Source organism: Micromonospora sp. NPDC093277, assembly GCF_044765245.1.
Lineage (GTDB): Bacteria > Actinomycetota > Actinomycetes > Mycobacteriales > Micromonosporaceae > Micromonospora.
In genome coordinates, this window is sequence record NZ_JBIWJO010000001.1 from 489,397 (window position 1) to 510,281 (window position 20,885).

The window sequence follows — 20,885 nt, forward strand, 5'->3', positions numbered from 1 at the left end:
CCCGATGAGCGAGGGACTCCAGATCGACTTCGGCAGCATCGTCGGCGGCCCGGCCGAGCCGCCCGCCGGCGCCGCCGACTCGGCCATCAGCACCGCGCTGGCCACCGCCGAACCGAAGACCTTCTCCTGTGCGGAGCTGCTCACCACCGCGCAGCGGGAGCAGGCCGCGCAGGCCGCGCGCCAGCTCTACCCGACGATGCTGGCCAACACCGACGCGCTGGCGAACTTCGGCAACCAGGCGCTGGACCAGGTCAACGCGCAGGTCAGCCGGATCTTCCGGGAGGTCGGCCGGGTCGACATCCCGGAACTGACCAGCATCATGCACGAGATCAACGACCGGATGCGCAACTTCCGCCGCAAGTACGACCCCAGCGACCCCAAGGTGCGGGAGACCTTCAACAAGTTCTCCGACGCCATCCGCGGCCTGTTCCGCAAGGGCCGGGACCTGCTGGAAATGCTCTTCGAGGAGGCCCGCAGCGTCGAGCAGCAGCTCGACCGGGTCGCCGGGCAGCTCAGCGACAAGCAGATGGAGCTGCGCCGCAACGTGGTGCTCTGCGACGAGCTGTACAAGGCCAACGAGGCGGCCATCGGGCAGCTCGTCGGCGCCATCGCGGTGATGGAGCTGGTCCGCGACGTGGCCCTGGCCGACGCCCGGTCCATCACCGTCACGCCGGGCGCGCCCGACGAACGGGACCAGCAGGAACGGCTCTCCCTGGTCACCGAGTTCGTGCAGGCGCTGGAGGTGCGGATCAACGAGTTCCAGCAGCGCCTCTTCGTCGCCTGGTCCACCTCGCCGCAGGTCCGCAACATCCGGACCCTCAACTACGGCCTGGGTCAGCGGCTCGCCCTGCTGATGAACCTGACCATCCCGACCATGAAGCTCACCATCGCCCAGTGGGCGCTGCTGTTGCAGGCCAACCAGGCGGCCGACATGCAGCAGGCGGTCGCGGACGGCGCCAACGACGTGCTGTCGGCGTACGCGGCGGCGTCGAAGACCGCGGTGCCGCAGATCGCGAAGGTGATCCAGACCCCCACCATCCGCCCGGAGACCATCATCGAGGTGGCCGACTCGATCGACGCGCAGGCCAGGGGCCTGGAGGAGGCCGTCCGCTACGGCCAGCAGAAGCGGGCCGAGGTGGTCACCGCCATCGTCACCGCCAACCAGTCCATGTCGGAGTCCTCGCAGCGGCTGAGCCGTACCGTGGTCGACCTGGTCACCCGGGCGAAGGAGCCGGTGGCGCTGCCCGCCGGGCCGCAGCTGCCGGCCTCGGTGCTGGAGCAGGCCCCGGCGGTCGTCCCCGCCCCGCGCTGACCGTCGCCGCCACACCCCGGCCGGTCAGCCGGCCGGGGTGTGGCCGGCCTCGAACAGCACCGGCCACGGCCGGGTCGCCGGCGCGATCGTCGCGGCCGGTGCCGGCTCGGCGACGGCCACCGCCCCGCCGGCCAGCAGCACCCCCGAAGCTACGTCAACCGGCGTCCGGCCGCGGGTCAGCCCGCGGTCAGGTCCCGCAGGGCGCGCACCGACTTCCAGTTGCGGGTGGTGGCCACCACGCCGAGCTTCTTCTCCAGGTACGCGTTGGTGAACTTCGATCGGCCGTACCCGCCCTCGGGGTAGTGCAGGAAGACCTCCCGCCCGGCGACCGCGTACTCCACGTTCTCCCCGCCGGGGACGGTCAGCGCCGCCACCTTCGCCCTCGCCGGCGCGGCGGACAGGAACGCCACCAGCAGCCGGGTCGGATCGTCCTGCCGGCCGGCGTACGGGTTGCCGTCGACCACGGCCGCCAGTTCGGCGTCGCTGCGCACCAGCGCCGGCACGGTCAGCCCCAGCTCGGACGCGATCGCCCGCTCGATGCCCTCGGCCAGGATCTCGGCCCTCGTCGGGGGACTCGTGAAGACCACGTTGCCGCTCTGCAGGTAGGTTTTCACGTCCTCGTGCCCGAGGTCGCTGACCAGGCGACGCAGGTCGGCCATCGCGATCCGGGTGGTGCCGACGTTGACGCCCCGCAGCAGGGCGGCGTAGCGGGTCATCCCGGGTCTCCTCGCCTCGACGTCGCTGCCGCCCAGCCTATGGCCCGCGGGCGGCGCGCGTCAGCGCTGGCGGACGGCGGTGGAGTTGAGACGGAAGCCGATGGTGCGGTCGACGATCCGTTCGACCAGCTCCGCCTTCCGCAGCCCGGCCACCCCGCGCAGCCCGGCCCGGGCGGCGAGGGCACGCAGTTGCCGGGTCGTCCAGGACGCCAGGTACGCCGTACCCTCGTCGCGCCGCGACATGGCGGCGAGCGCGGCGTGTGCCCCCTCGACGTCCACCCCGGCGGGCGCGGGGGACGCGGCGCGGGGGACCGGCTCGGCGGCCGCCGGCCGGCGGCCCGCCGCGACGGGCGAGTCGGCGGCCGGCAGCAGGGCGAGCCGGGCGCGTCCCTCGGCCAGGGCGGCCACCTCCGCGGCCGAGAGACCGGCCAGGAACTCGGCCACCCGGCCGAGCAGCGTCCGCGTCAGCTCGGTCATGCGTCCGCCCCGGCTGCCACGGTGACGGCGGGCGAGGAAGGCTTCTTCGCCGAACCTGGCTGAAGGCTGTCCATGAACTCGGTGGTGATCTGGCGTAGTTCCTCGCGGATCGGCGAGGTGGTCCGGTCCCGCAGCACCACCGGCACCCCGCGGGGGGTGTTCGTGGCGAACAGGGTCACGTTCTCTCGCAGCGCGGTGGGGAACACCGGTACGCCCAGTGCGCGTACCTGATCCATGTAGCCCTGGTGCGCCGCGATCGGCTGCTGCGACTTCAGATGGATCATGGTGAACACCACGCCGGCAATGTCCGGGGCCACCTTGTGGTGGCGGCGGATCTTCGCGAACCGGCGGGAGTCCGCGTTGTACCGGTCGACCAGCTCGCGGACGTTGCCGTGCAGGTAGTCGATGCCCAGGGTGGACAGGTAGTCGGCCTTCGCCGGGATGAGCAGGTGGTCGCTGGCAATGATGGCCGACTGGGTGACCACGTTGAAGTTCGGCGGGCAGTCGATGAGCACCAGGTCGTACGGGTCCAGCGCCGGGTCGTGCAGCCCTTGGTCGAGCGAACCGCGGACGCGGAACAGCTCGGCGTCGTACTCGTCGCCGTCGGCCACGCCCCGGGCCAGGGCCAGGTCGATGTCGACGAGCTGGAGATGGGAGGCGATCAGGTCGAGCCGCCCGGCACCCTTCAGCTGCGCGTTCGCGGGGCCGGGGGAGACCACCAGCTCCCCGAGGGTCACCGCCGGGTTGTCCCCGCGCTGGCCGTCGTACCAGCGTTTGACCGTGCGCTCGTCGCGCAGTCGCTCCCGCCAGTCGTCCGGCTCGTAGAAGCTGAACGTCAGGCTGGCCTGCGGATCGAGGTCGATCAGCAGCACCTTCATCCCCCGGCTGGCCAGCTCGGCCCCGAGGTTGGCGGTCATCGTGGTCTTGCCGACCCCGCCCTTGTAATTGATCACCGATACGACGTACATCGACACCTCCCCGACCGGGAACGGTAACGGGCGGCCGATGCCCGCGCTGCACCGCCCAGCTACCGCATGCTCCCCGACGGGCCTCCGTCGCCGTTCCGGTCGGGCTGGCCCGGGATCAGTCGCCAGTACTGCCGCTTGCTCTCGTCCCGGACCACCACGCCGAGCCGGGCCAGCTCGCCGCGTAACTCCCGGGCCTCCCCGCCCTTGCCGCCGTCGAGCGCCCGCTGCCGGGCCCGCAACACCGCCTCCGCCCCCGCCGGCAGCCCCGGCAGCCCCTCCACCCACCGCCGGTACGCCGCCTCGTAGGGATCATGGTCCCGCCACGGCCAGCCCTGGCCGGTGAACGCGGCACGCAGCCCGCCGTGGTCCAGGTCGGACCGCTCCCGCGCCAGCTCCGCGCCGTCGGCGTCGAGCAGCACCAGCGCCTTGTCGTCGAGGAAGACGCCCGTCACCGCGGTCCGCGCGATGTCCCGGCCGTGGCCGTCGCGGTGCAGCCGTACCTCGGTCGGGCCCACCGTCACCGTCAACCGTTCCCGGACGCCGAGGTACGCGAGCACCAGCCCGGCCAGCGCCGTCACCCCTGCGCCGCCCGGGTACGCCCGCTCGGCGGGCAGCCGGGCCAGCAGCTCGAACCAGCCCTGGAACGGCACCCAGGGCAGGTCGGCCAGCCAGCCCGACGCGGCGGTCAGCGCCATGCCCAGCCCGGCCCCGAGCAGCGGGAAGCCGACCCACATCACCACCAGTTCCCCGGCGCCTCCGCTGACCACGGTGGCGCTGCCGTACCCCTGCGGCGACACGGTCAGGACACCTCCCGCCGCAGCGTCCGGACCAGCCCGGCGGCCAGCGGTACGACCACCCAGACCAGCAGCGACACCGCCAGCCGTGCCCACTGCCCGGCGGTCACGTGGGGCCCGAAGAAGGGCTCCATCGTCACGCTGGTGTCCAGCCAGCGGGCCGGTCCGCGCAGCGCCGAGACCATCTCGCCGAGGATCGTCCAGAGGGTGGGCAGCAGCAGGTAGGTGACGATCGCCAGCGGCGTGTTGAGCAGCAGCAGCCCGAACGCCGCGCCCATCAGCACGCCGGCGACCTGCAGGACGACCGCGTGCAGGAGCAGGGACGCCTCGAACGACCAGCCGCCGGCGCCGCCGGTGGCCCGGGCGATCAGCGTGGCGACAGCCGCCACGGCGAGGCTGACCAGCACCGAGGCCAGCGCGGCCAGCACCATCGCGGCGAGCTTCGCGACGATCACCCGGTCCCGGCGTGGCACCAGCGTGAACGTGGTCAGCGCGGTCCGCTGCGACCACTCGGCGGTGATCGACAGGATGCCCAGCACCGGCAGCAGCAGCCCGACCGGCAGCAGCGACGGGACGAAGAAGTGGGTGAAGTTCTGCCATTCGGCGTCGCGGACGATGAGCTGCACGGTGGTGATGCCGGCGGCGAGCAGGCCGATGGTGATCAGCAGCCAGTAGCCGGCCCGGGTGTCGGCGAGCTTGCGCACCTCCACCGCGGTCAGCCGGAGCAGGGACGGCCGGTGCCGTTCCGCCGGGTGGGCGACGGCGGGCGCGGCGGGTGCGGGTGCGGTGGTGGTCATCGGAGGTCCTTCCGGGCCGACGTGTCGGAGGTGAGGGTGAGGAAGAGCTGTTCGAGGCCGGCGCTGCCGGCCGGACGCAGCTCGGTCAGCGCGACGCCGGCGTCGGCGGCGGCCTGGCCGACCGCCTCGGCCTCGGCCCGCACCAGCAGGCCGTCGGTGGCCTGGGTGGGGACGAGCCCGGCCCGGTCCAGCGCGACCCGTAGGGCAGCCTGGTCGCGGGCCCGGACCAGGGTGCCGGCGCCGGCGAGCAGCTCGTCCTTGCCGCCCTGGGCGACCACCCGCCCCTTGCCGATCACCACCAGCCGGTCGGCGACCGCCTCCACCTCCCGCAGCAGGTGCGACGAGAGCAGCACGGTGCCGCCCCGGTCGGCGAAGTCGCGCAGCAGGCCGCGCATCCAGACGATGCCCTCCGGGTCGAGGCCGTTGGCCGGCTCGTCGAGGACGAGGATCCGGGGGTCACCCAGCAGGGCCAGCGCCAGGCCGAGCCGCTGCCGCATCCCCAGCGAGTACGCCCGCACCCGGCGCTTCGCCGCGGCCTGGTTCAGGCCGACCAGGTCGAGCTTCGCGGCGACCTCCCGCCGGTCGACCCCCATGGTCCAGGCGGCGACGGTCAGCACCTCCCGGCCGGTGCGGCCGGCGTGCTGCGCCGACGCGTCGAGGAGAACCCCGATCGCCCGGCCCGGGTTGGCCAGCTGCCGGTAGGGCAGCCCGGCGACGGTGGCGCTGCCCGAGGTCGGCGGGGTCAGGCCACACAGCATCCGCATCGTGGTGGACTTGCCGGCACCGTTCGGGCCGAGGAAGCCGGTCACCGTGCCCGGCTCGCAGCGGAACGAGACGTCGTCGACGGCCTGGTGGTCGCCGTACCGTTTGGTGAGGTGTTCGACGGTGATCATGCCGGTCAGCCTGCGCGCGCCGCCCGGCCATCCGCTGCGGCCGGCGGTCGACGGCGCGGCTACCTCGGTCTACGGTCAGGTCTCGACTTTGGTAGCTGTCGACACCGCCAACGGCCTCCCTAGCATGGAGGGATGACCAGCTCGGCCGTATCGGAGTATCCCTGGCTGCTGCCGGGTGCCCTCGCCTCGCCGGCGAAGGCGGCGCGGCGGACGATGCGGGACTGGCTGGTCGACAGCCTCTGCTTCATGCTCGCCGTCGGCTGGCTGTTGTTCGCCGCCGCCGATGCCCGGTCACCCAAGCCCCAGATCGCGCTGAACACCGGCCCGGCCTGGCTCGTCCAGGTCGACCTCGTGCTGGGCGTGCTGGTCTGCGGGGCGCTCTGGTTCCGCCGGCGCTGGCCGGTCGGCCTCGCCGTGGCCATGTTGCCGCTGACCCTCTGCTCGGCCACCGCCGCCGTAGCGCTGCTGATCGTCATCTTCACCGTCGTGGTGCACCAGCCGTTCCCGATCGCGGCGTCGCTGACGGGCGCGCACCTGCTCACCACGGCCGTCTTCAACCAGCTCCGTCCGGACCCGACCATGTCGTTCTGGCCCGCGATGATCTTTACGGCGGTGATCCTCGGCCTGGTCATGGCGTGGGGGATGTTCGTCCGGGCCCGTCGCCAACTGGTGCTCTCGCTGCGAGACCGCGCCGAACGGGCCGAGGCCGAGCAGCAGCTGCGGATGGCGCAGGCCCGGCACCTGGAGCGCACCCGGATCGCCCGGGAGATGCACGACGTCCTCGCGCACCGGATCTCGCTGCTCAGCCTGCACGCCGGAGCACTGGAGTTTCGCCCGGACGCGCCGCCGGAGGAGATCGCCCGGGCGGCCGGGGTGATCCGCGGCAGCGCGCACAGCGTCCTGCAGGACCTGCGTGAGGTGATCGGGGTGCTGCGCACCGACGGTGAGGCCACCCAGTCGCAGGATCCCGAGCGCCCGCAGCCGACGCTGGCCGACGTGCCGGCGCTGGTCGAGGAGTCGCGGACGGCGGCGATGCGGGTCACCATCAGTGATCGGGTCGCCGCGCCGGAGGCGGTGCCGGGGGCGATCGGGCGCACCGCGTACCGGATCGTGCAGGAGGGGTTGACCAACGCCCGTAAGCACGCGGCGGGCACCACGGTCGCCGTCGGGCTGGCCGGCGGGCCGGGCGACGGCCTCACCGTCGAGATCCGTAACCGGTGGCCGGTAGGCGACGTAGCCGGGCCGGCGATTCCCGGCACCGGCACCGGCCTGATCGGCATCGGCGAGCGGGTCAACCTGGCCGGCGGCCGCCTGGAGTACGGGCGCGACGACACCGGCGACTTCCGGCTCGCCGCCTGGCTGCCGTGGCCGGCGTGACGGCCGGCGCCGGGGCCGGCGTGGCACCGGTGCGGGTGCTGATCGTCGACGACGACGCGCTGGTCCGTGCCGGTCTGTCGATGATCCTCGGCGGGGCACCGGACGTGCGGGTCGTCGGGGAGGCGAGCGACGGCGCCGAGGTGCCGGCCGCCGTCGAGGCGTACGCGCCGGACGTCGTGTTGATGGACATCCGGATGCCCTGGGTGGACGGGCTGACCGCCACCGAGGCACTTCGGGCGTTGCCCGAGCCGCCCGAGGTGCTGGTGCTGACCACGTTCGACGCCGACGACCAGGTGCTGCGGGCCCTACGTGCCGGAGCCGCCGGATTCCTGCTCAAGGACACGCCACCCGCCGAGATCGTCCAGGCGATCCGCCGGGTCGCGGCGGGGGAGGCGACCCTGTCGCCGGCGGTCACCCGCAAACTGATCACGCACGTGACCGCCGCCGCCCCGGCAGGGGCCGGGTGGGACCCCCGCCGGGAGCGGGCGGTGCGGCTGCTGGACGGGCTCAGCGAGCGGGAGCGGGAGGTCGCGGTCGCGCTCGGGCAGGGCCGGACCAATGCCGAGATCGCCGTGGAGCTGTTCATGAGCGTAGCGACGGTGAAGGCGTACGTGTCGCGCCTGCTGACCAAGCTCGACCTGAACAACCGGGTGCAGGTGGCCCTGCTCGTCCACGACGCCGGCCTGGTCTGACCGGCACCGCCGGTTCAGATTCCGCAGCGCGAGGCGGACCAGACGGTCGTGTTCGCGGTCTTGTCGGCGTTGTTCTCCCGGCGGGAGTCCACGTGGACGTGGGTGCTGTGGTCGGGGTAGCCGGGGCCGAAGATCCCGCTGAAGCCGTGGCTGCGGGCCTCCTGGGCGATCCGGCACAGCGACGAGCTGGCCGAGCTCAGATCGGCTGCGGTGCCGTAGAGGTGCTGGCTGTCCGACGCGCCGCCGACCTTCCGGTTGCAGGCGGAACTGCGGAAGCCGCTGTTCACGTGGATGGGCTTGTCGCCGAGGCGGTGGCGCAGCGCCTCCAGCTTCCACATCAGGCGCAGCGCGTTCGTCCGGGTCGCGCTCGCCGAGAGCGGGCCGCCGCTCCAGCCGCCGCCCGTGCCGCAGCCGTTGTCCAGCTCGCTGTAGCTGAAGTGGCTCGGGGTGCAGTCGTTGTCCTGCAGCGCGTAGATCTTGGCGAAGGTCTGCGGGCCGGCGATGCCGTCGACGCGCAGCCCGTACGCCGACTGGAACCGCCGGACCGCGGCGGCCGTCTCGGGGCCGTACTTGCCGTCGATGCGGACGATGTTCCGGTACGCGGGCCAGCCGGCCACCCGGATCTGCAACTGCCGGACGTCGTCCCCGGAGCTGCCCGGGGACAGGGTCCGTTTCCAGGTGTAGCAGCCGTCGGCGTAGGCCGCCGGCGCGGCGACGACCGTGGCGACGGCAGCGCCCGGTACAGCCAGCGCCAACGCGACGACCAGCCGTTTCAGCAAATTGACACGCACGGGATTTCTCCTGTCACGAGTGAGATTGGGGAGCGATCCGGGCATCGGCCGGGACGCCCTGACTCACCCACCCTGGCATCGTTTGATGCGACCAGCAGGTAATTATCCGAATTAGTCTCATAGCCGCAGTTCGCGGAGGATTTGTGCAAGTTGCGCCGAATCCTGGGACTCGCCCACCTGGGCCCTCCGCGCCTAAGGGCGCCCAGAGGGGATGAAAACGCCGTTACGGCGCGGCCAAGGGTGATGTCGCGGGGCGACCCGTGGCCGGTAACGTCTGCGCCGGGGCCGGGGACGGCTACCCCAGGCGGCCTTCGCGGGCGGGGGAGGTGGGCGTTGGCGCGAGGTGGCGTCTTCTGCGTCGAAGGACAGTGGCACCGGGACCTCAACGAGCGCGGTTCCGTCCTGCCCACCCTGGAACTGCTCGAACGGCTGGGCCGGATCCGCTTCATCCACAAGGACGCCGCCACCCGCGACGAGCTCTTCTACTTCATCGACCGCTGGCTGCTCAAGCAGTACGCCGACTACCGGGTCGGCTTCTTCGCCATGCACGGCGAGCCCAGCCGGCTCTGCCTCACCGACTGGGACTCGGTGGAGCTGACCGACGTCGCCGAGCGGATGGCCGGCCGCTGCGAGGGCCGGCGGCTCTACTTCGGCAGCTGCTCGGTGCTGCGCGCCTCCGACGCCACCTTGCGGGACTTCCTCGACGTGACCGGGGCGGCACTGGTCTGCGGCTTCACCCGGGACGTGGACTGGGTCGAGTCGGCCGCGTTCGAGACCGTGCTGCTCGACGTTCTGGCCAACGGGCAGCGGCACAACGCCGCCGAACTGCGGATGGGCTCCGCGCACTGGGCGCCGCTCGCCGCGTACCTCGGGTTTCGGGTGATCTACGCCAACGGCCGCGCCTGGCGGGCGGCGGCCCGCCCCCGGGTGCCCGCCCAGCCGGCCCCGGGCCGGGCGCCCGCCCGTCCCCGCTGACGCCCGTCGTTCACCGCCGGCCTGACGTGCGGCGGAACCTGGCGTGCGGCGCGCCCGGCGTGCGGCGGAACCTGGCGTGCGGCGGGCCCGGCGTGCGGCGCACCTGGCGCGCGGCGCACCTGGTAGAACCGACGCATGGCACGCACTATCGCGACCAACACCCGGGTCGACCGGGACGCCCTGATCGAGTTCCTCCGCCCCCGGCACCGGGTCGTGCTGATGACGACCCGCTCCGACGGCCGGCCGCAGTCCTCCCCGGTCTCCGGCGGGGTCGACGCCGACGGTCGGCTGGTCATCTCCACCTACCCCCAGCGGGCCAAGGCGGCCAATATCCGCCGCGACCCCCGGGTCTCCGCCTGCGTGCTCTCCGACGAGTGGAACGGCCCCTGGGTGCAGGTGGACGGCACCGCCGAGGTGCTCGACCTGCCCGAGGCCCTGGAGCCGCTGGTGGAATACTTCCGCAGCATCTCCGGCGAGCACCCCGACTGGGACGAGTACCGCCAGGCCATGGTGCGGCAGGGCAAGTCGCTGATCCGGATCACCATCGACGCCTGGAGCCCGATCGCCACCGGCGGCTTCCCCGCCCGACTGGCTGACTGACCGACCGGGCCGCGTGGACCGTGCGGCTCAGTACGCCGCGGTGAAGCGCGCGTTGCTGAACCGGGGCCGCTCGATCTCGTCGACGATCGCCACCGCCAGGTCCTCGTAGGTGAGCACCGACCGGCCCTGGTCGTCGGTCACCGGATGGTCGGTGCCGGTGCGGTAATGGCCGGTCCGCTCGCCCGGGTGGAACTCCAGCGGCGGCGGGGAGACGTACGTCCAGGTCACCCCGTCGGCCGAGGACTGGTAGACGGCCAGCGCGTCGGCCTGACCCAACGCCGCCTCCCGGTACTCCTCGGGAAAGTCCGGCTCGTCCAGGTACGGGGTGCCCTTCGGCGTCAGCAGCGTCGCCCCGCCGCCGACGTGGATCACCCGGGGCGGGTCGGGCACCTCGTGCAGCGTGTCGACCAGCGTCCGGGCCGCGTCGCACCACAGCTCCCGATCGCCACCGCCGATCGCCACCACGAACACGTCGGCGTCCTCGGCCAGCTCCCGTACACTGCGCGCCGAGGTCGCGTCACCCGTCACCGTACGCACCCCGGCCGGCAGGTAGCTGGTCGCCTCCGGGCGGCGTACCGCCGCGGTGACCCGGTGACCCCGCTCGACCGCCTCGGCGGCGATCCGCGAACCCGCGGTCCCGCCGGCACCGAACACGACGATGTTGCCCATGGCCTGTCCGCCCTTTCCGCCCGACGTCCCGCCCCTCATCAGGCTAGGGAGCCGACCAGTCGGCCGGTGCCGGATCGGCCATCCCGCCGTTCCCAGGCCGAAAGCCGCGACCCGGGTCCAGCGGCCGTTCCGACCGTCGCCGGGGCGCGCCGCCACCGGGCGGCGCGCCCCGGGTGGGGTCAGTCGATCAGCGCGGAGTAGACGAGCTGGCGCAGCTGCGAGCGCAGCGGGTACGTGCTGGAGGGCATGAGCTGGGTGAACAGCAGCGCGGTGAGTTCCTCCGCCGGGTCCACCCAGAACGCGGTGCTGGCCAGACCACCCCAGTAGTACTCGCCGACGCTGCTCGGCACCCGAGTCGGCACCGGGTCCAGCACCACCGCGAACCCGAGGCCGAAGCCGATGCCGTCGATCACCGTCTCGGCGAAGCCCTCCGGCTCGAACGAGGCGAGGTCGCGCCCGCCGGGCAGGTGGTTGCGGGTCATGAAGCGCACCGTCCGGGGCCCCAGCAGGCGTACCCCGTCCAGCTCGCCACCGCGCAGCAGGAACTGGGTGAACCGGTGGTAGTCGGCGGCCGTGGAGATCAGCCCGCCGCCGCCGGAGAACCAGCCCGGCTCGGTCAGCGCGGCACCGCCGATGCCGTCCTGGCGCATCGTCTGCCCGGTGGTCGGGTGCGGTGCGTAGAGCGCGGCCAGCCGCTTGGCGTCCGGCTCGTCGACCCACCAGCGGGTGTCGGTCATGCCCAGCGGCCGCAGGATCCGCTCGGCGAGGAACTCGTCCAGGCGCCGCCCGGAGACCACCTCGACCAGCCGGCCCAGCACGTCGGTGGAGACCCCGTAGTTCCAGCTCGTACCCGGCTGGAAGAGCAGCGGCAACCGGGCCAGGCCGGCGGCGGCCGCCGCCAGGTCCATGCCGGGCGGCACGCTCAGGTCGAAACCCGCCGCCCGGTACAGGCCGTCGACCACCGTGCTCTGCGCGAAGCCGTACGTCAGGCCGGCGGTGTGGGTGAGCAGGTGCCAGACCCGGATCGGCTCGACCGCCGGCACCGTGTACGGCTTGAGGACCGAGCCCTTGTCGTAGACCCGGACGTCGGCGAACTCCGGCAGCCAGCGGCTGATCGGATCGTTCAGCTCGAACCGGCCCTCCTCCCAGAGCATCATCGCCGCGACAGAGGTGATCGGCTTGGTCATCGAGTAGATGCGCCACAGGGTGTCCGGCTCCACCGGCGCGCCGGCCTCCCGGTCGCGCAGCCCGTAGGTCGAGGAGTGTGCGATCTCGCCCCGGCGGGTCACCACGATCTGCCAGCCGGCGAGCCGGCCGTCGTCGACGTACCTGCCGAAGTGCTCGTCGATCCGCGCCAGCCGGGCGGGGTCGAAGCCGATACGGTCCGGGTCGGTGCTCACTGCGACGCTCACGACGCCGAACCTACCGGCCGGTATGTCCACCGGGAAGTGTCGGCGGGCCACACTAATCTGGCCTGATGTCGCAGCTCACCGAGGACGTCACCTACCGCAACGAGGACTGGTATGCCGAGGAACTGGTCGAGCGGCACTTCGTCCGCTGCTCCTTCTTCCACGTCGACCTCACCGAGGCGGTCAGCCAGGGGGCGGTCTTCACCGAGTGCGTCTTCGGCAACGTCGCCCTGAACGCCTCCCGGCACACCGACTCGGCCTTCACCCGCTGCACCTTCAAGCGGTGCAACCTCTTCGAGGCCGAGTTCACCGGCTGCAAGCTGGTCGGCAGCAGCTTCGAGCAGTGCGACCTGCGCCCGTTGCGGGTCAGCGGCGGCGACTGGTCCTTTGTCGCCATGCCCCGGGCGGACCTGCGCGGGGTGCGTGTCACCGACGTACGCATGCGCGAGGTCGACCTGACCGGCGCGGACCTGAGCGGTGCCACCGTCACCGGGGTCGACCTCTCCGGCGCCCAGTTGCACGCCGCCAAGCTGCTCGGCGCCGACCTGCGCGGCAGCGACCTGACCGCGCTGGACCCGACGACGGTCGAGCGGGCCGGGGCGGTCATCGACGCCGGGCAGGCGATCGTGCTGGCCCAGGCGCTGGGCTTCGAGATCCGTTAGGTGCCGCGCCGAACCTGTCCCGGTACCCGGCGGTGGGGACTGCGAAACACCGGTCCGGTGCTCGCGTAATCCGTTCGGGGCCAGCTCCGGTGGCCTCGATGTCGAATGACCGTGCTCTATTTGACGGATGCCCGCACAGGGGGCACCGTAGGCCATGAGGGGCGTTCGACCTGCCCTGTTTTGTGTGGCGACGACTGATTTGCCATCCCGGGTCCGGGCCGGCCGCGCAGGCCGCGTCGACCCGTCCGTGATCCCGAAGCAGCCACGAGGAGCTCCGCGATGCTGACCATGACCGACAACGCCGTCCTGGTGATCCGCGACCTGACCGAGCAGCAGGATGTCGCCGATGGCGGCGGGCTGCGTATCGCCGCCGACGCCGCGGCCGGTTCGCTCTCCATCGAGCTGGTGCCGCAGCCGGTGCAGGGCGACCAGGTGGTCGACAACCAGGGGGCCCGGATCTTCCTCGACTCCGACGCCGCCCAACTGCTCAACGACACCTCCGTCGACGCGGTCGTCGACGAGGAGGGCATCGTGCAGTTCGGCTTCACCTCCAAGGAGTGACGGCCGGGGCTCACCCGGCCCGACGGGCCTGCCCGTCGGTGGGCAGGCCGGCCAGCGTGGGCGGTATCCCACCGGCGAGCACCGTGACCGAGCGCCAGACGTGCCGGCGGGCGCCGCCCGGCCATCTTGGACAGGCACCATAATTCGATGTAGCGGGACGTTCACGTTCCGTCCCACGTCTGCCGTTGACAGCCATCGGCCGGGGGTGATGGCATGGGCGGGCGCGCGTAGCCGGGCATTCCACGGGCACCCCGTCACGACCTGTTGAGTCGGCCCTGCGCAGGGTCGACCCGCCCGGAAGGCTTCCCATGTCGACCTCGCGCCCCCGCCTGCGACTCGTCGCGGCCCTGGCCGCCGCCGCGACCGCGCTGCTCGTCGCCGGCCAACTCCCCGCCCTCGCCGTCGGTGACCCGCCCGCCCCGGTGACCGGCAACGCCACCCACTTCGACAGCCTCGGCTCCCCGTACGGGGGCTGCGGCCTGCCGCAGTCCGAACTGGACTCCCCCGACTTCGTCGCTCTCAACGTCTACAACATGCCCGGCGACTACTCGTCCTTCCCGACCCGGCCGCTGCCGCCCTCCGAGGCGGGCCGGACCGGGCTGTGGAACAACGGCCTCAACTGCGGGCGGTTCGTCAAGGTGACCATCGGCGACTACTGCACCGGGGTCAACGACGGCGCACCCGGGCAGGCGTTCTGCCGCAACGGATCCTGGGTGTCCGACGGGTACAACGGCGCCACCCTCACCATGGTGGTCGCCGACTCCTGCGGTGACGGCAACGCCTGGTGCCGGGACGACCCCTACCACCTGGACCTGGCCACGGCCTCGCTGAACCGCTTCGTCCGCAACGGCACCCCGGTCGGGGACATGAACCCGAACCACTGGAACAACCGGCACGTCTCCTGGTCGTTCGTGCCCGCGCCGAACTACAACGGCGACATCCGGATCGGCTTCCTACGAGGTGCACAGCGATACTGGCCGGCGATCGCGGTGTCCCACCTGGCCAACGGCCTCCACGGCGTGGAGTACCTGGCCGACGGCGTCTGGAAGACCGCCACGATGAACAGCGACATGGGCCAGTCGTACGTCATCGGGGCGACCACCTCGGGCGGCACCGACTTCCAGATCCGGGTCCGCGACGCCGCCGACACGCTGATCAACAACGGCCGGGTGTACCGGTTCTCGCTGCCCGGCTCCTGCGGCAGCACCTGCTCGGCCGCGTACACCCCGGTCAGCTACACCACCTCGGGCGGATCGACGGCGTCGCCCACCGCCACCCCGACGGCCTCACCCACCGCCACGGCCTCGCCCACGCCCACCGCCACCCCGACGGCGTCGCCGACCGGCACGCCGCCGCCCGCCGCCGGGTGCGCGGCCGACTACCGGGTGACCGGGACGTGGTCCGGCGGCTTCCAGGCCGAGGTGAGCGTCCGCAACAGCGGCACGACCCCGATCGCCGGCTGGAGCACCACCTTCGGCTTCCCGGGCTCGCAGCGCCTGTCCAGCACCTGGAACGCCACCGCGAGCCAGTCCGGGCAGCAGGTGACCGCGACCGACGTGGGCTGGAACGGCAGCCTCCCGCCCGGTGGCACGGCCAGCTGGGGATTCGTGGCGACCGGCGACAGCCAACCACCGACCGGGCTGCGCTGCACCGCCCGCTGACGGACCGGGGTCCGGGCGGATGTCCGCCCGGGCCCCGGACCTGGCGCGGAGCCGCTCAGCCGTCGGAGCGTCGGCGGTCCCCGCCGTGGTCGTCGTCGCTGCCGCTGCGGGTCCCGTGGTCGTCGTCGCGGGCGTCGTCGCTGCCGCTGCGGGTGCCACCATGGTCGTCGTACCGGTCGTCGCTGCCGGTGCGGTCGCCGCCGTGGTCGTCGGCGGGGGTGCGGTCGCTGCTCCGGTCGTCGGTCGGCGTCCGCTCGAGCTTCACCACCGTGCCGTCGCCCCGGTCGACCTTGACCTCGTGCCGGGTGGCGCCGTTGACCACCTTGACGCTCCACACCGGACGCCCGTGTTCCGTCTCGGCCTCGATCTCCACGATCCGGCCGCCGCCGGCACGGGCGAGCGCGATCTCGCCGGCCCGCGTCCGGCTCACCGCTCCGCCGCCGGCTTCGGTGGCGGAGCCGCTCGGCGCGGCCCCGCCGCGGGTCGGATCGTCGTCCGGCTTGGGATTGTCGTCGCCTGTCGGGCCGGCGGTCACCGCGGTGAGCGCGGTGCCGGGGGCCGGCTGGTCGGCGGCGGTCACGCCGAGCGCGACACCGGCCACCGCGAGCACCGCGGCCCCTCCGGCCGCCGCCAGGACCAGGGAAGTTCGTCGCATCGTCTCCACCTCTCCTCGGTTGTGTCATCGAGGATCGGCCCGGCGGGGATAGCGGCGCGCTGCCCGGCGGATAAGCGCGGGTTAAGGTCGCGGCGGCCCGAGCCGGAGCAGTACGACCGCACCACCGTCGGGTCCGCCGCGCAGTTCCAGCCGGCCGCCACCGGCCCGCGCGGCCCGATCGGCGATGTCCAGGCCCAGCCCGGTCGAACCGGCCCGGCTGGCACCCCGCCGCACCGGTCCGGCCGGCATCCCCGGGCCGGAGTCGGCCACGGTCAGCGCCACCTGTCCCGCGTCCCGGGTGAGCCGGACGCTGAACGGGGTGCCGTCCGGCGTGTGCGCGAAGACGTTGCCCAACAGTGCGTCCACCGCCGCGGCCAGCTCGTCGTCGGTCACCCCCACCGGCAGCGGGCCGGGCGCGAGATCGAGAGTCACCGTCCGTCCGGTGTCCTCGGCGAGGACGGACCAGAACGCCACCCGCTCGCCGACGACGGCCGCCGCGTCGCAGCCGGCCCGGCCGTCCCGCGTCGAGCTGCGCCAGCGGGCCTGCTGGATCAGGCCGGTGACCGCCCGTTCCAGGCCGTCCACCGCCGTGGTCAGCCGGGCCGCGTCGTCCGGGTCGCGCAGCGACTCGGCCTCCAGCCGCAGCGCGGTCAGCGGGGTGCGCAGCCGGTGGGACAGGTCGGCCACCTGCTCCCGCTCCTCGCGCAGCAGCACCTGGATCCGTGCGGCCAGGTGGTTCAGCGCCCCGGCGACCTCCCGCAGCTCGGTGGGGCCGGCCGCGGTGACCCGGGCGTCGAGTTCGGCGTTGGCGAGCCGGTGGGAGACCGCGGAGAGCTCGGTGATCGGCCGTACCAGGGTTCGGGCCAGCCGGTCGGCGACGACCAACCCGACCAGCACCAGCAGCACCCCGAGCAGGGCGAGCACCAGCCAGGACCGGGTCACCCCGGCGGTGAGCTGGGACCGGGGGACCACCGTGCGGATCACCGCCGTCCCGTCCGGGCGGCCCTGGACCGCGATCACCACCTCCCGGCCGTCGGCCGACTCGGCGGTCAGGCTCTGCCCCCGCGCGGCGAGCGCCACCGCCGGCGTACGCGGCACCGGCGCGCCGAGCACGGTGCCGTCCGGCAGGAACACGCTGACCTGCCGGCCCGAGTCCGTGCCGAGCTGCTCGACGGTCAACCGGACGGTGGCCGGGTCGGCCGTGCCGACCACCGGCACCAGGCTCTGCGCGTCGGCGGTGGCCCGCACGGTCGCCCGGTCCGCGGCGACGGTGCGCAGCAGCAGCGCCAGTGGCACCAGGAAGGCGGTCAGGACGAGCACGCTGACCGCGGCGACGAGCAGCGCCAGCCGGCCCCTCACCGGGCGGCTCCCGGCGCCTCCAGCCGCACCCCCACACCCCGTACGGTGTGCAGGTAGCGCGGTTCCTGGGCGCTCTCGCCCAGCTTGCGCCGCAGCCAGGACAGGTGCACGTCGACGGTCTTGTCGGCACCGCCGTACGGGATCCGCCAGACCTCGGTGAGCAGCTCCCGCTTGGTGACCACCTGCCCGGGGCGCCCGGCGAGGTGGTGCAGCAGGTCGAACTCGCGCGGGGTCAGCTCGACCGCGTTCCCGTCCAGGCTCACCTGCCGGGAGCGCGGGTCGATCCGCAGCCCGCCGACCACGACGGTCGGGTCCCCGGTCGCGGCGTCCCCGGCCGACCGGCGCAGCACGGCCCGGACCCGGGCGTCCAGCTGTGCCGCCGTGAACGGTTTCACCAGGTAGTCGTCGGCCCCGGCGTCGAGCATCCGGACGATCTCGGCCTCGTCGTCGCGCGCGGTGGCCACGATGAGGGGCACCGAGCTGACCGCGCGCAGCATCCGCAGCAGCTCCCGACCGTCCAGATCGGGCAGCCCCAGGTCGAGCACGACGAGGTCGGGCCGGTCGTCGAGCGCGTCGCGCAGCCCGGTCATCGCGGTGGAGGCCGCGGCGACCGCGTGGCCGCGCTCCCGCAGGGCCCGGATCAACGGGGTACGGATCGTCAGGTCGTCCTCGATGAGCAGCAGCCGCGCCACAGGTTGCACGGTAGTCGTCGCTCCGCTCCGGGTCATTCCTTGTCCGGTTTGCGGAGGCGATTCGGTCTCCGGCGGGAGGGCCCGATCGAGTCCGCGCACATCACGGTTGGGTTAAAGATGCGGTTCAAGCTGGTCGGATCGGGGGCGTGGGCGGTGCGGCCAGCCGGACCGGGATGATCGTTTGATTCGGTCGGGACCATTGTCCGCCCTGGCTACATCGATCTTGACAGCTCCTGAGAGTCGGATCACACTTCCGCCCAGCTATGGCTGCCGAGGTCGGGCCGGAACCCCCACCGGGTCGGCCCTCGGGACCTCCCTGCCAGGAAGGGACTCTCATGAGGAGTACAAGGAAACCGATCAGGCGGGGCCGCTTGCTGGCTCTGCTCGCGCTACCGCTGGCGCTGGCCGTCAGTGCACCTGGCCTTGCGAATCCGACGTCGGACAGCGCGGTGACCCCCGACAGGTCGTCGACCGGCGAACAGAACGGCGTCGGGCTGATGCGTATCGTCGTCGCCGACAAGTCGGGCATCGACCGGCTCAACGAGCTGGGCGTCGACCTCGCCGAGTACGTCAAGCCGGTCGACAACGGCATCGAGGTGCACGCGATCCTCAGCCCGGAGGAGAGCCAGTCGCTTCGGGACATGGGCTTCGACGTACAGGACGCCATCTCCGACCAGAGCGACTACACGGAGAACGTGTCCGAGCGGGCCGCCTCGGTCCGGGCCCTGCAGGCCCTGGCCGCCAGCACCGACAACCTGACGGTGCTGCGGTCCGAGTGGTTCACCAGCCTCGACAACCAGCTCTTCCTCAACGTCGAGGTCAAGTCGAGCGCCGGCGCCGACTCGACGACGGTGCTGACGGTGAGCTGGGACAGCGGGGCGGGCACCGCGATCGGCTCCGGCGGCACCAGCACGCTGTCCCGGTTCACCGACGCCGGCCAGTACATGTACCACCGGTTCAGCAACCCGCTGGCCATCGACGCCGCGCCGACCAAGGCCACCATCACCAGCAACAAGGGTGGCTCGGTCACGGTCGACGTGAGCAAGTGGCTGGGTAGCCCGCGCAAGGCCACCGGTGACCACCCGTACGTGTCGGACTTCGTCGACCACTACATGGACCCGACCGAGGTCACCGCCCGGTTCACCTCGCTGGCCGCGGAGTTCCCGAAGCTCGCCCAGATCGTCGACCTGCCGTACAAGACGAACGGCTACCGGCGCCAGGCGCAGGCGCAGTTCGGCACCGTGGCGGCGAGCACCGTCTACGTCAGCTCGAAGGCGTACGGCTCCGAGGGCGGCAACGACATCAGCATGTCGCTGGTCAACGCGGGCGCGAACGCCCCGCTGACCGTCGGCGTGTCCGGCAAGGCCGTCACGGTGAACGTGGCGACCAACGGTTCCGGCGCGGTCACCAGCACCGCGGCGCAGGTCGTCGCCGCGGTCAACGGCAACGCCGACGCCGCCAAGCTGCTCACGGCCAGCCTCTACCGGGGCAACGCCGGCACCGGCGTGGTTGCCGCGGCCGGCGTCACCAAGCTGACCGACAACCTGAAGGCCCCGGCGAGCGTGTCCCGCGACCCGTTCCAGATGAAGGTGCTGCGGATCGGCAAGCACCGGGACGGCTCGAAGGTCGGCGTCTTCCTCTACTGCCAGGAGCACGCCCGGGAGTGGGTGACCCCGCTGGTCTGCGTGGAGTCGGCCGAGCGGCTGCTGCGCAACTACGCGCAGGACCCGAACACCCGCAAGATCGTCGATGACCTGGACATCTTCATCCTGCCGGTGGTCAACCCGGACGGCGCGCACTACAGCATGTACGACTACAACATGCAGCGGAAGAACATGACCAACTACTGCCCGGCGTCGTCCGCGGACCCGGGTAACCGCAACGCCTGGGGCGTGGACATCAACCGCAACTTCTCGGTCGGTTCCGCCTTCGACGGCTACAACGGCGGGGGCACGAGCTGCACCGGCGAGACGTACTCCGGCCCGAGCGAGCTGTCCGAGCCGGAGGCGCGCAACGAGGTGTGGCTGGTCGACAACTTCCCGAACATCAAGCTGTCGATGAACACCCACTCCTACGGCGGCTACTTCATGTGGCCTCCGGGGGCGTACAAGACCGCCGGCCGGGAGGTGCTGCCGCGGGTGGACCAGGGCACCGAGGCCTTCTTCTGGACCTCCTCGGACTACATCCTCTCCCGGGTGCAGGAATACCGGGGCACCGCGATCTGGCCGGGCCGCACCGGACCGGTGACCGACGTGCTCTACTCGGCGGCCGGTAACAGCGCCGACGAGCACTGGTACAACCGGGGCATCATCGGCTGGGACTTCGAGGTCGGCGCGGACGTCTACAACCCGACGACCAAGCGGTTCACCGCGGTCGGCTTCCAGCCGTCGTTCGCCGAGGGACACGAGGAGGCGATGGAGTTCGCCAACGGCAACATCGGCATCCTCGAGGTCGCCCGGGCGTACGCGACGGACAAGATCCAGCCGAAGACCGCGGTGAAGATCGTCGGGCAGGAGCCGGGCGGCACCACCTTCACCTTCACCACCAGCGAGCCGGCGAACGTGTACTACACGCTCGACGGCAGCCGGCCGACGTTCGACTCGCCCAAGCTGGCCCTCGCCGGGATGCGGGAGGGTGTCCAGAACATCACGGTGAACAGCACCACGACGGTCAACTGGTTCTCCGTCGACATCGCCGGCAACGTCGAGAGCAACTACAAGCCGGACGGCAACGGCAAGAACTACAACAAGCAGACCGTGACCGTCCAAAAATAACGGGTTTCGATAGAACAGCGGTGGCCGCCGACCCCGGGTCGGCGGCCACCG

At 72.4% G+C, this 20,885-nt stretch carries 22 protein-coding genes; 10 read left to right on the forward strand and 12 right to left on the reverse strand.

Going from position 1 to position 20,885, the window contains the following annotated elements; genetic code table 11:
• Positions 1–4 precede the first annotated feature (4 nt).
• Positions 5–1,312 carry a toxic anion resistance protein gene (locus tag ACIRG9_RS02200; protein WP_402848862.1) on the forward strand — a complete coding sequence of 436 codons (1,308 nt, stop codon included), beginning with the start codon at positions 5–7 and terminating at the stop codon, positions 1,310–1,312.
• Between the two features lie 176 nt (positions 1,313–1,488).
• On the opposite strand, the gene ACIRG9_RS02205 is transcribed toward ACIRG9_RS02200, so the two are convergent.
• The 6 genes from ACIRG9_RS02205 to ACIRG9_RS02230 are packed head-to-tail and all read right to left on the reverse strand — an operon-like array spanning position 1,489 to position 5,957.
• Entirely contained in the window at positions 1,489–2,028 is a 540-nt protein-coding gene (locus tag ACIRG9_RS02205) for a DUF1697 domain-containing protein (RefSeq protein WP_402848864.1), read from the reverse strand.
• 60 nt (positions 2,029–2,088) lie between these two features.
• Positions 2,089–2,505, reverse strand: a complete 417-nt coding sequence (locus tag ACIRG9_RS02210) for a Rho termination factor N-terminal domain-containing protein (RefSeq protein ID WP_402848867.1) — start codon at positions 2,503–2,505, stop codon at positions 2,089–2,091.
• Entirely contained in the window at positions 2,502–3,473 is a 972-nt protein-coding gene (locus tag ACIRG9_RS02215) for a ParA family protein (RefSeq protein ID WP_402848870.1), read from the reverse strand. The genes ACIRG9_RS02210 and ACIRG9_RS02215 overlap by 4 nt, the downstream gene beginning before the upstream one ends.
• Before the next feature lie 59 nt (positions 3,474–3,532).
• Positions 3,533–4,270, reverse strand: coding sequence for a hypothetical protein (locus tag ACIRG9_RS02220; RefSeq protein ID WP_402848873.1), 738 nt, complete (start codon positions 4,268–4,270; stop codon positions 3,533–3,535).
• Between the two features lie 2 nt (positions 4,271–4,272).
• A complete protein-coding gene (locus tag ACIRG9_RS02225; RefSeq protein ID WP_402848876.1) occupies positions 4,273–5,064 on the reverse strand; it encodes an ABC transporter permease in 792 nt (263 codons plus the stop codon).
• Complete coding sequence (locus ACIRG9_RS02230) at positions 5,061–5,957, reverse strand: ABC transporter ATP-binding protein (RefSeq protein ID WP_402848878.1); 897 nt, start codon at positions 5,955–5,957, stop codon at positions 5,061–5,063. The genes ACIRG9_RS02225 and ACIRG9_RS02230 overlap by 4 nt, the downstream gene beginning before the upstream one ends.
• On the opposite strand from ACIRG9_RS02230, the gene ACIRG9_RS02235 reads away from it, so the two are divergent.
• From ACIRG9_RS02235 to ACIRG9_RS02245, 3 genes are read left to right on the forward strand one after another with little or no spacing between them, the layout of a single operon-like run.
• A complete protein-coding gene (locus tag ACIRG9_RS02235; protein WP_402848881.1) occupies positions 5,950–6,093 on the forward strand; it encodes a hypothetical protein in 144 nt (47 codons plus the stop codon). The two genes, ACIRG9_RS02230 and ACIRG9_RS02235, sit on opposite strands and share 8 nt — an antisense overlap.
• Positions 6,090–7,334 (forward strand): sensor histidine kinase, encoded by a 1,245-nt coding sequence (locus ACIRG9_RS02240; protein ID WP_402848884.1) that lies wholly within the window; start codon positions 6,090–6,092, stop codon positions 7,332–7,334. The genes ACIRG9_RS02235 and ACIRG9_RS02240 overlap by 4 nt, the downstream gene beginning before the upstream one ends.
• The gene (locus ACIRG9_RS02245) at positions 7,313–8,026 is read left to right on the forward strand and encodes a response regulator (protein ID WP_402850212.1); all 714 of its coding nucleotides are present in this window, start codon (positions 7,313–7,315) and stop codon (positions 8,024–8,026) included. Before ACIRG9_RS02240 ends, ACIRG9_RS02245 begins: the two co-directional genes overlap by 22 nt.
• A 14-nt stretch (positions 8,027–8,040) precedes the next feature.
• Here ACIRG9_RS02245 and ACIRG9_RS02250 read toward each other — a convergent pair whose 3' ends face one another.
• Positions 8,041–8,817, reverse strand: a complete 777-nt coding sequence (locus tag ACIRG9_RS02250) for a D-Ala-D-Ala carboxypeptidase family metallohydrolase (RefSeq protein WP_402848886.1) — start codon at positions 8,815–8,817, stop codon at positions 8,041–8,043.
• Between the two features lie 333 nt (positions 8,818–9,150).
• Between ACIRG9_RS02250 and ACIRG9_RS02255 the strand changes: the two genes are divergently transcribed.
• Entirely contained in the window at positions 9,151–9,792 is a 642-nt protein-coding gene (locus tag ACIRG9_RS02255) for a DUF6642 family protein (protein WP_402848889.1), read from the forward strand.
• Between the two features lie 135 nt (positions 9,793–9,927).
• Positions 9,928–10,392 carry a PPOX class F420-dependent oxidoreductase gene (locus ACIRG9_RS02260; protein WP_402848892.1) on the forward strand — a complete coding sequence of 155 codons (465 nt, stop codon included), beginning with the start codon at positions 9,928–9,930 and terminating at the stop codon, positions 10,390–10,392.
• A 27-nt stretch (positions 10,393–10,419) separates the two neighbouring features.
• Here ACIRG9_RS02260 and ACIRG9_RS02265 read toward each other — a convergent pair whose 3' ends face one another.
• Both ACIRG9_RS02265 and ACIRG9_RS02270 read right to left on the reverse strand, forming a co-directional pair.
• On the reverse strand, positions 10,420–11,061 hold the full coding sequence (locus ACIRG9_RS02265) for an NAD(P)-dependent oxidoreductase (protein WP_402848894.1): 642 nt from the start codon (positions 11,059–11,061) through the stop codon (positions 10,420–10,422).
• 179 nt (positions 11,062–11,240) lie between these two features.
• Complete coding sequence (locus tag ACIRG9_RS02270) at positions 11,241–12,473, reverse strand: serine hydrolase domain-containing protein (RefSeq protein ID WP_402848897.1); 1,233 nt, start codon at positions 12,471–12,473, stop codon at positions 11,241–11,243.
• Between the two features lie 65 nt (positions 12,474–12,538).
• On the opposite strand from ACIRG9_RS02270, the gene ACIRG9_RS02275 reads away from it, so the two are divergent.
• The 3 genes from ACIRG9_RS02275 (at position 12,539) to ACIRG9_RS02285 (ending at position 15,354) form a co-directional block, all read left to right on the forward strand.
• On the forward strand, positions 12,539–13,132 hold the full coding sequence (locus ACIRG9_RS02275; RefSeq protein ID WP_402848900.1) for a pentapeptide repeat-containing protein: 594 nt from the start codon (positions 12,539–12,541) through the stop codon (positions 13,130–13,132).
• Positions 13,133–13,411: 279 nt separating this feature from the next.
• Positions 13,412–13,693: an iron-sulfur cluster biosynthesis family protein gene (locus ACIRG9_RS02280; RefSeq protein ID WP_402848903.1), complete on the forward strand. Its 282-nt coding sequence runs from the start codon at positions 13,412–13,414 to the stop codon at positions 13,691–13,693.
• Between the two features lie 308 nt (positions 13,694–14,001).
• The gene (locus tag ACIRG9_RS02285; protein WP_402848906.1) at positions 14,002–15,354 is read left to right on the forward strand and encodes a cellulose binding domain-containing protein; all 1,353 of its coding nucleotides are present in this window, start codon (positions 14,002–14,004) and stop codon (positions 15,352–15,354) included.
• Positions 15,355–15,409: 55 nt separating this feature from the next.
• Here ACIRG9_RS02285 and ACIRG9_RS02290 read toward each other — a convergent pair whose 3' ends face one another.
• The 3 genes from ACIRG9_RS02290 to ACIRG9_RS02300 all read right to left on the reverse strand — a co-directional run bounded on the left by ACIRG9_RS02290 (position 15,410) and on the right by ACIRG9_RS02300 (position 18,060).
• Entirely contained in the window at positions 15,410–16,009 is a 600-nt protein-coding gene (locus tag ACIRG9_RS02290; protein WP_402848909.1) for a PepSY domain-containing protein, read from the reverse strand.
• An 81-nt stretch (positions 16,010–16,090) separates the two neighbouring features.
• The gene (locus tag ACIRG9_RS02295) at positions 16,091–17,368 is read right to left on the reverse strand and encodes a sensor histidine kinase (RefSeq protein WP_402848912.1); all 1,278 of its coding nucleotides are present in this window, start codon (positions 17,366–17,368) and stop codon (positions 16,091–16,093) included.
• Positions 17,365–18,060, reverse strand: a complete 696-nt coding sequence (locus tag ACIRG9_RS02300) for a response regulator transcription factor (protein WP_402848915.1) — start codon at positions 18,058–18,060, stop codon at positions 17,365–17,367. Before ACIRG9_RS02300 ends, ACIRG9_RS02295 begins: the two co-directional genes overlap by 4 nt.
• 449 nt (positions 18,061–18,509) lie before the next feature.
• Between ACIRG9_RS02300 and ACIRG9_RS02305 the strand changes: the two genes are divergently transcribed.
• Positions 18,510–20,834, forward strand: coding sequence for a M14 family zinc carboxypeptidase (locus tag ACIRG9_RS02305; protein ID WP_402848918.1), 2,325 nt, complete (start codon positions 18,510–18,512; stop codon positions 20,832–20,834).
• The last annotated feature ends 51 nt before the right edge of the window (positions 20,835–20,885 follow it).

Excerpts from the sequence above, each read along its gene's own strand:
- ACIRG9_RS02200 (WP_402848862.1), top strand. The coding sequence starts at position 5 with ATGAGCGAGGGACTCCAGATCGACTTCGGCAGCATCGTCGGCGGCCCG.
- ACIRG9_RS02205 (WP_402848864.1), bottom strand. The coding sequence starts at position 2,028 with ATGACCCGCTACGCCGCCCTGCTGCGGGGCGTCAACGTCGGCACCACC.
- ACIRG9_RS02210 (WP_402848867.1), bottom strand. The coding sequence starts at position 2,505 with ATGACCGAGCTGACGCGGACGCTGCTCGGCCGGGTGGCCGAGTTCCTG.
- ACIRG9_RS02215 (WP_402848870.1), bottom strand. The coding sequence starts at position 3,473 with ATGTACGTCGTATCGGTGATCAATTACAAGGGCGGGGTCGGCAAGACC.
- ACIRG9_RS02225 (WP_402848876.1), bottom strand. The coding sequence starts at position 5,064 with ATGACCACCACCGCACCCGCACCCGCCGCGCCCGCCGTCGCCCACCCG.
- ACIRG9_RS02230 (WP_402848878.1), bottom strand. The coding sequence starts at position 5,957 with ATGATCACCGTCGAACACCTCACCAAACGGTACGGCGACCACCAGGCC.
- ACIRG9_RS02240 (WP_402848884.1), top strand. The coding sequence starts at position 6,090 with ATGACCAGCTCGGCCGTATCGGAGTATCCCTGGCTGCTGCCGGGTGCC.
- ACIRG9_RS02260 (WP_402848892.1), top strand. The coding sequence starts at position 9,928 with ATGGCACGCACTATCGCGACCAACACCCGGGTCGACCGGGACGCCCTG.
- ACIRG9_RS02265 (WP_402848894.1), bottom strand. The coding sequence starts at position 11,061 with ATGGGCAACATCGTCGTGTTCGGTGCCGGCGGGACCGCGGGTTCGCGG.
- ACIRG9_RS02275 (WP_402848900.1), top strand. The coding sequence starts at position 12,539 with ATGTCGCAGCTCACCGAGGACGTCACCTACCGCAACGAGGACTGGTAT.
- ACIRG9_RS02280 (WP_402848903.1), top strand. The coding sequence starts at position 13,412 with ATGCTGACCATGACCGACAACGCCGTCCTGGTGATCCGCGACCTGACC.
- ACIRG9_RS02285 (WP_402848906.1), top strand. The coding sequence starts at position 14,002 with ATGTCGACCTCGCGCCCCCGCCTGCGACTCGTCGCGGCCCTGGCCGCC.
- ACIRG9_RS02290 (WP_402848909.1), bottom strand. The coding sequence starts at position 16,009 with ATGCGACGAACTTCCCTGGTCCTGGCGGCGGCCGGAGGGGCCGCGGTG.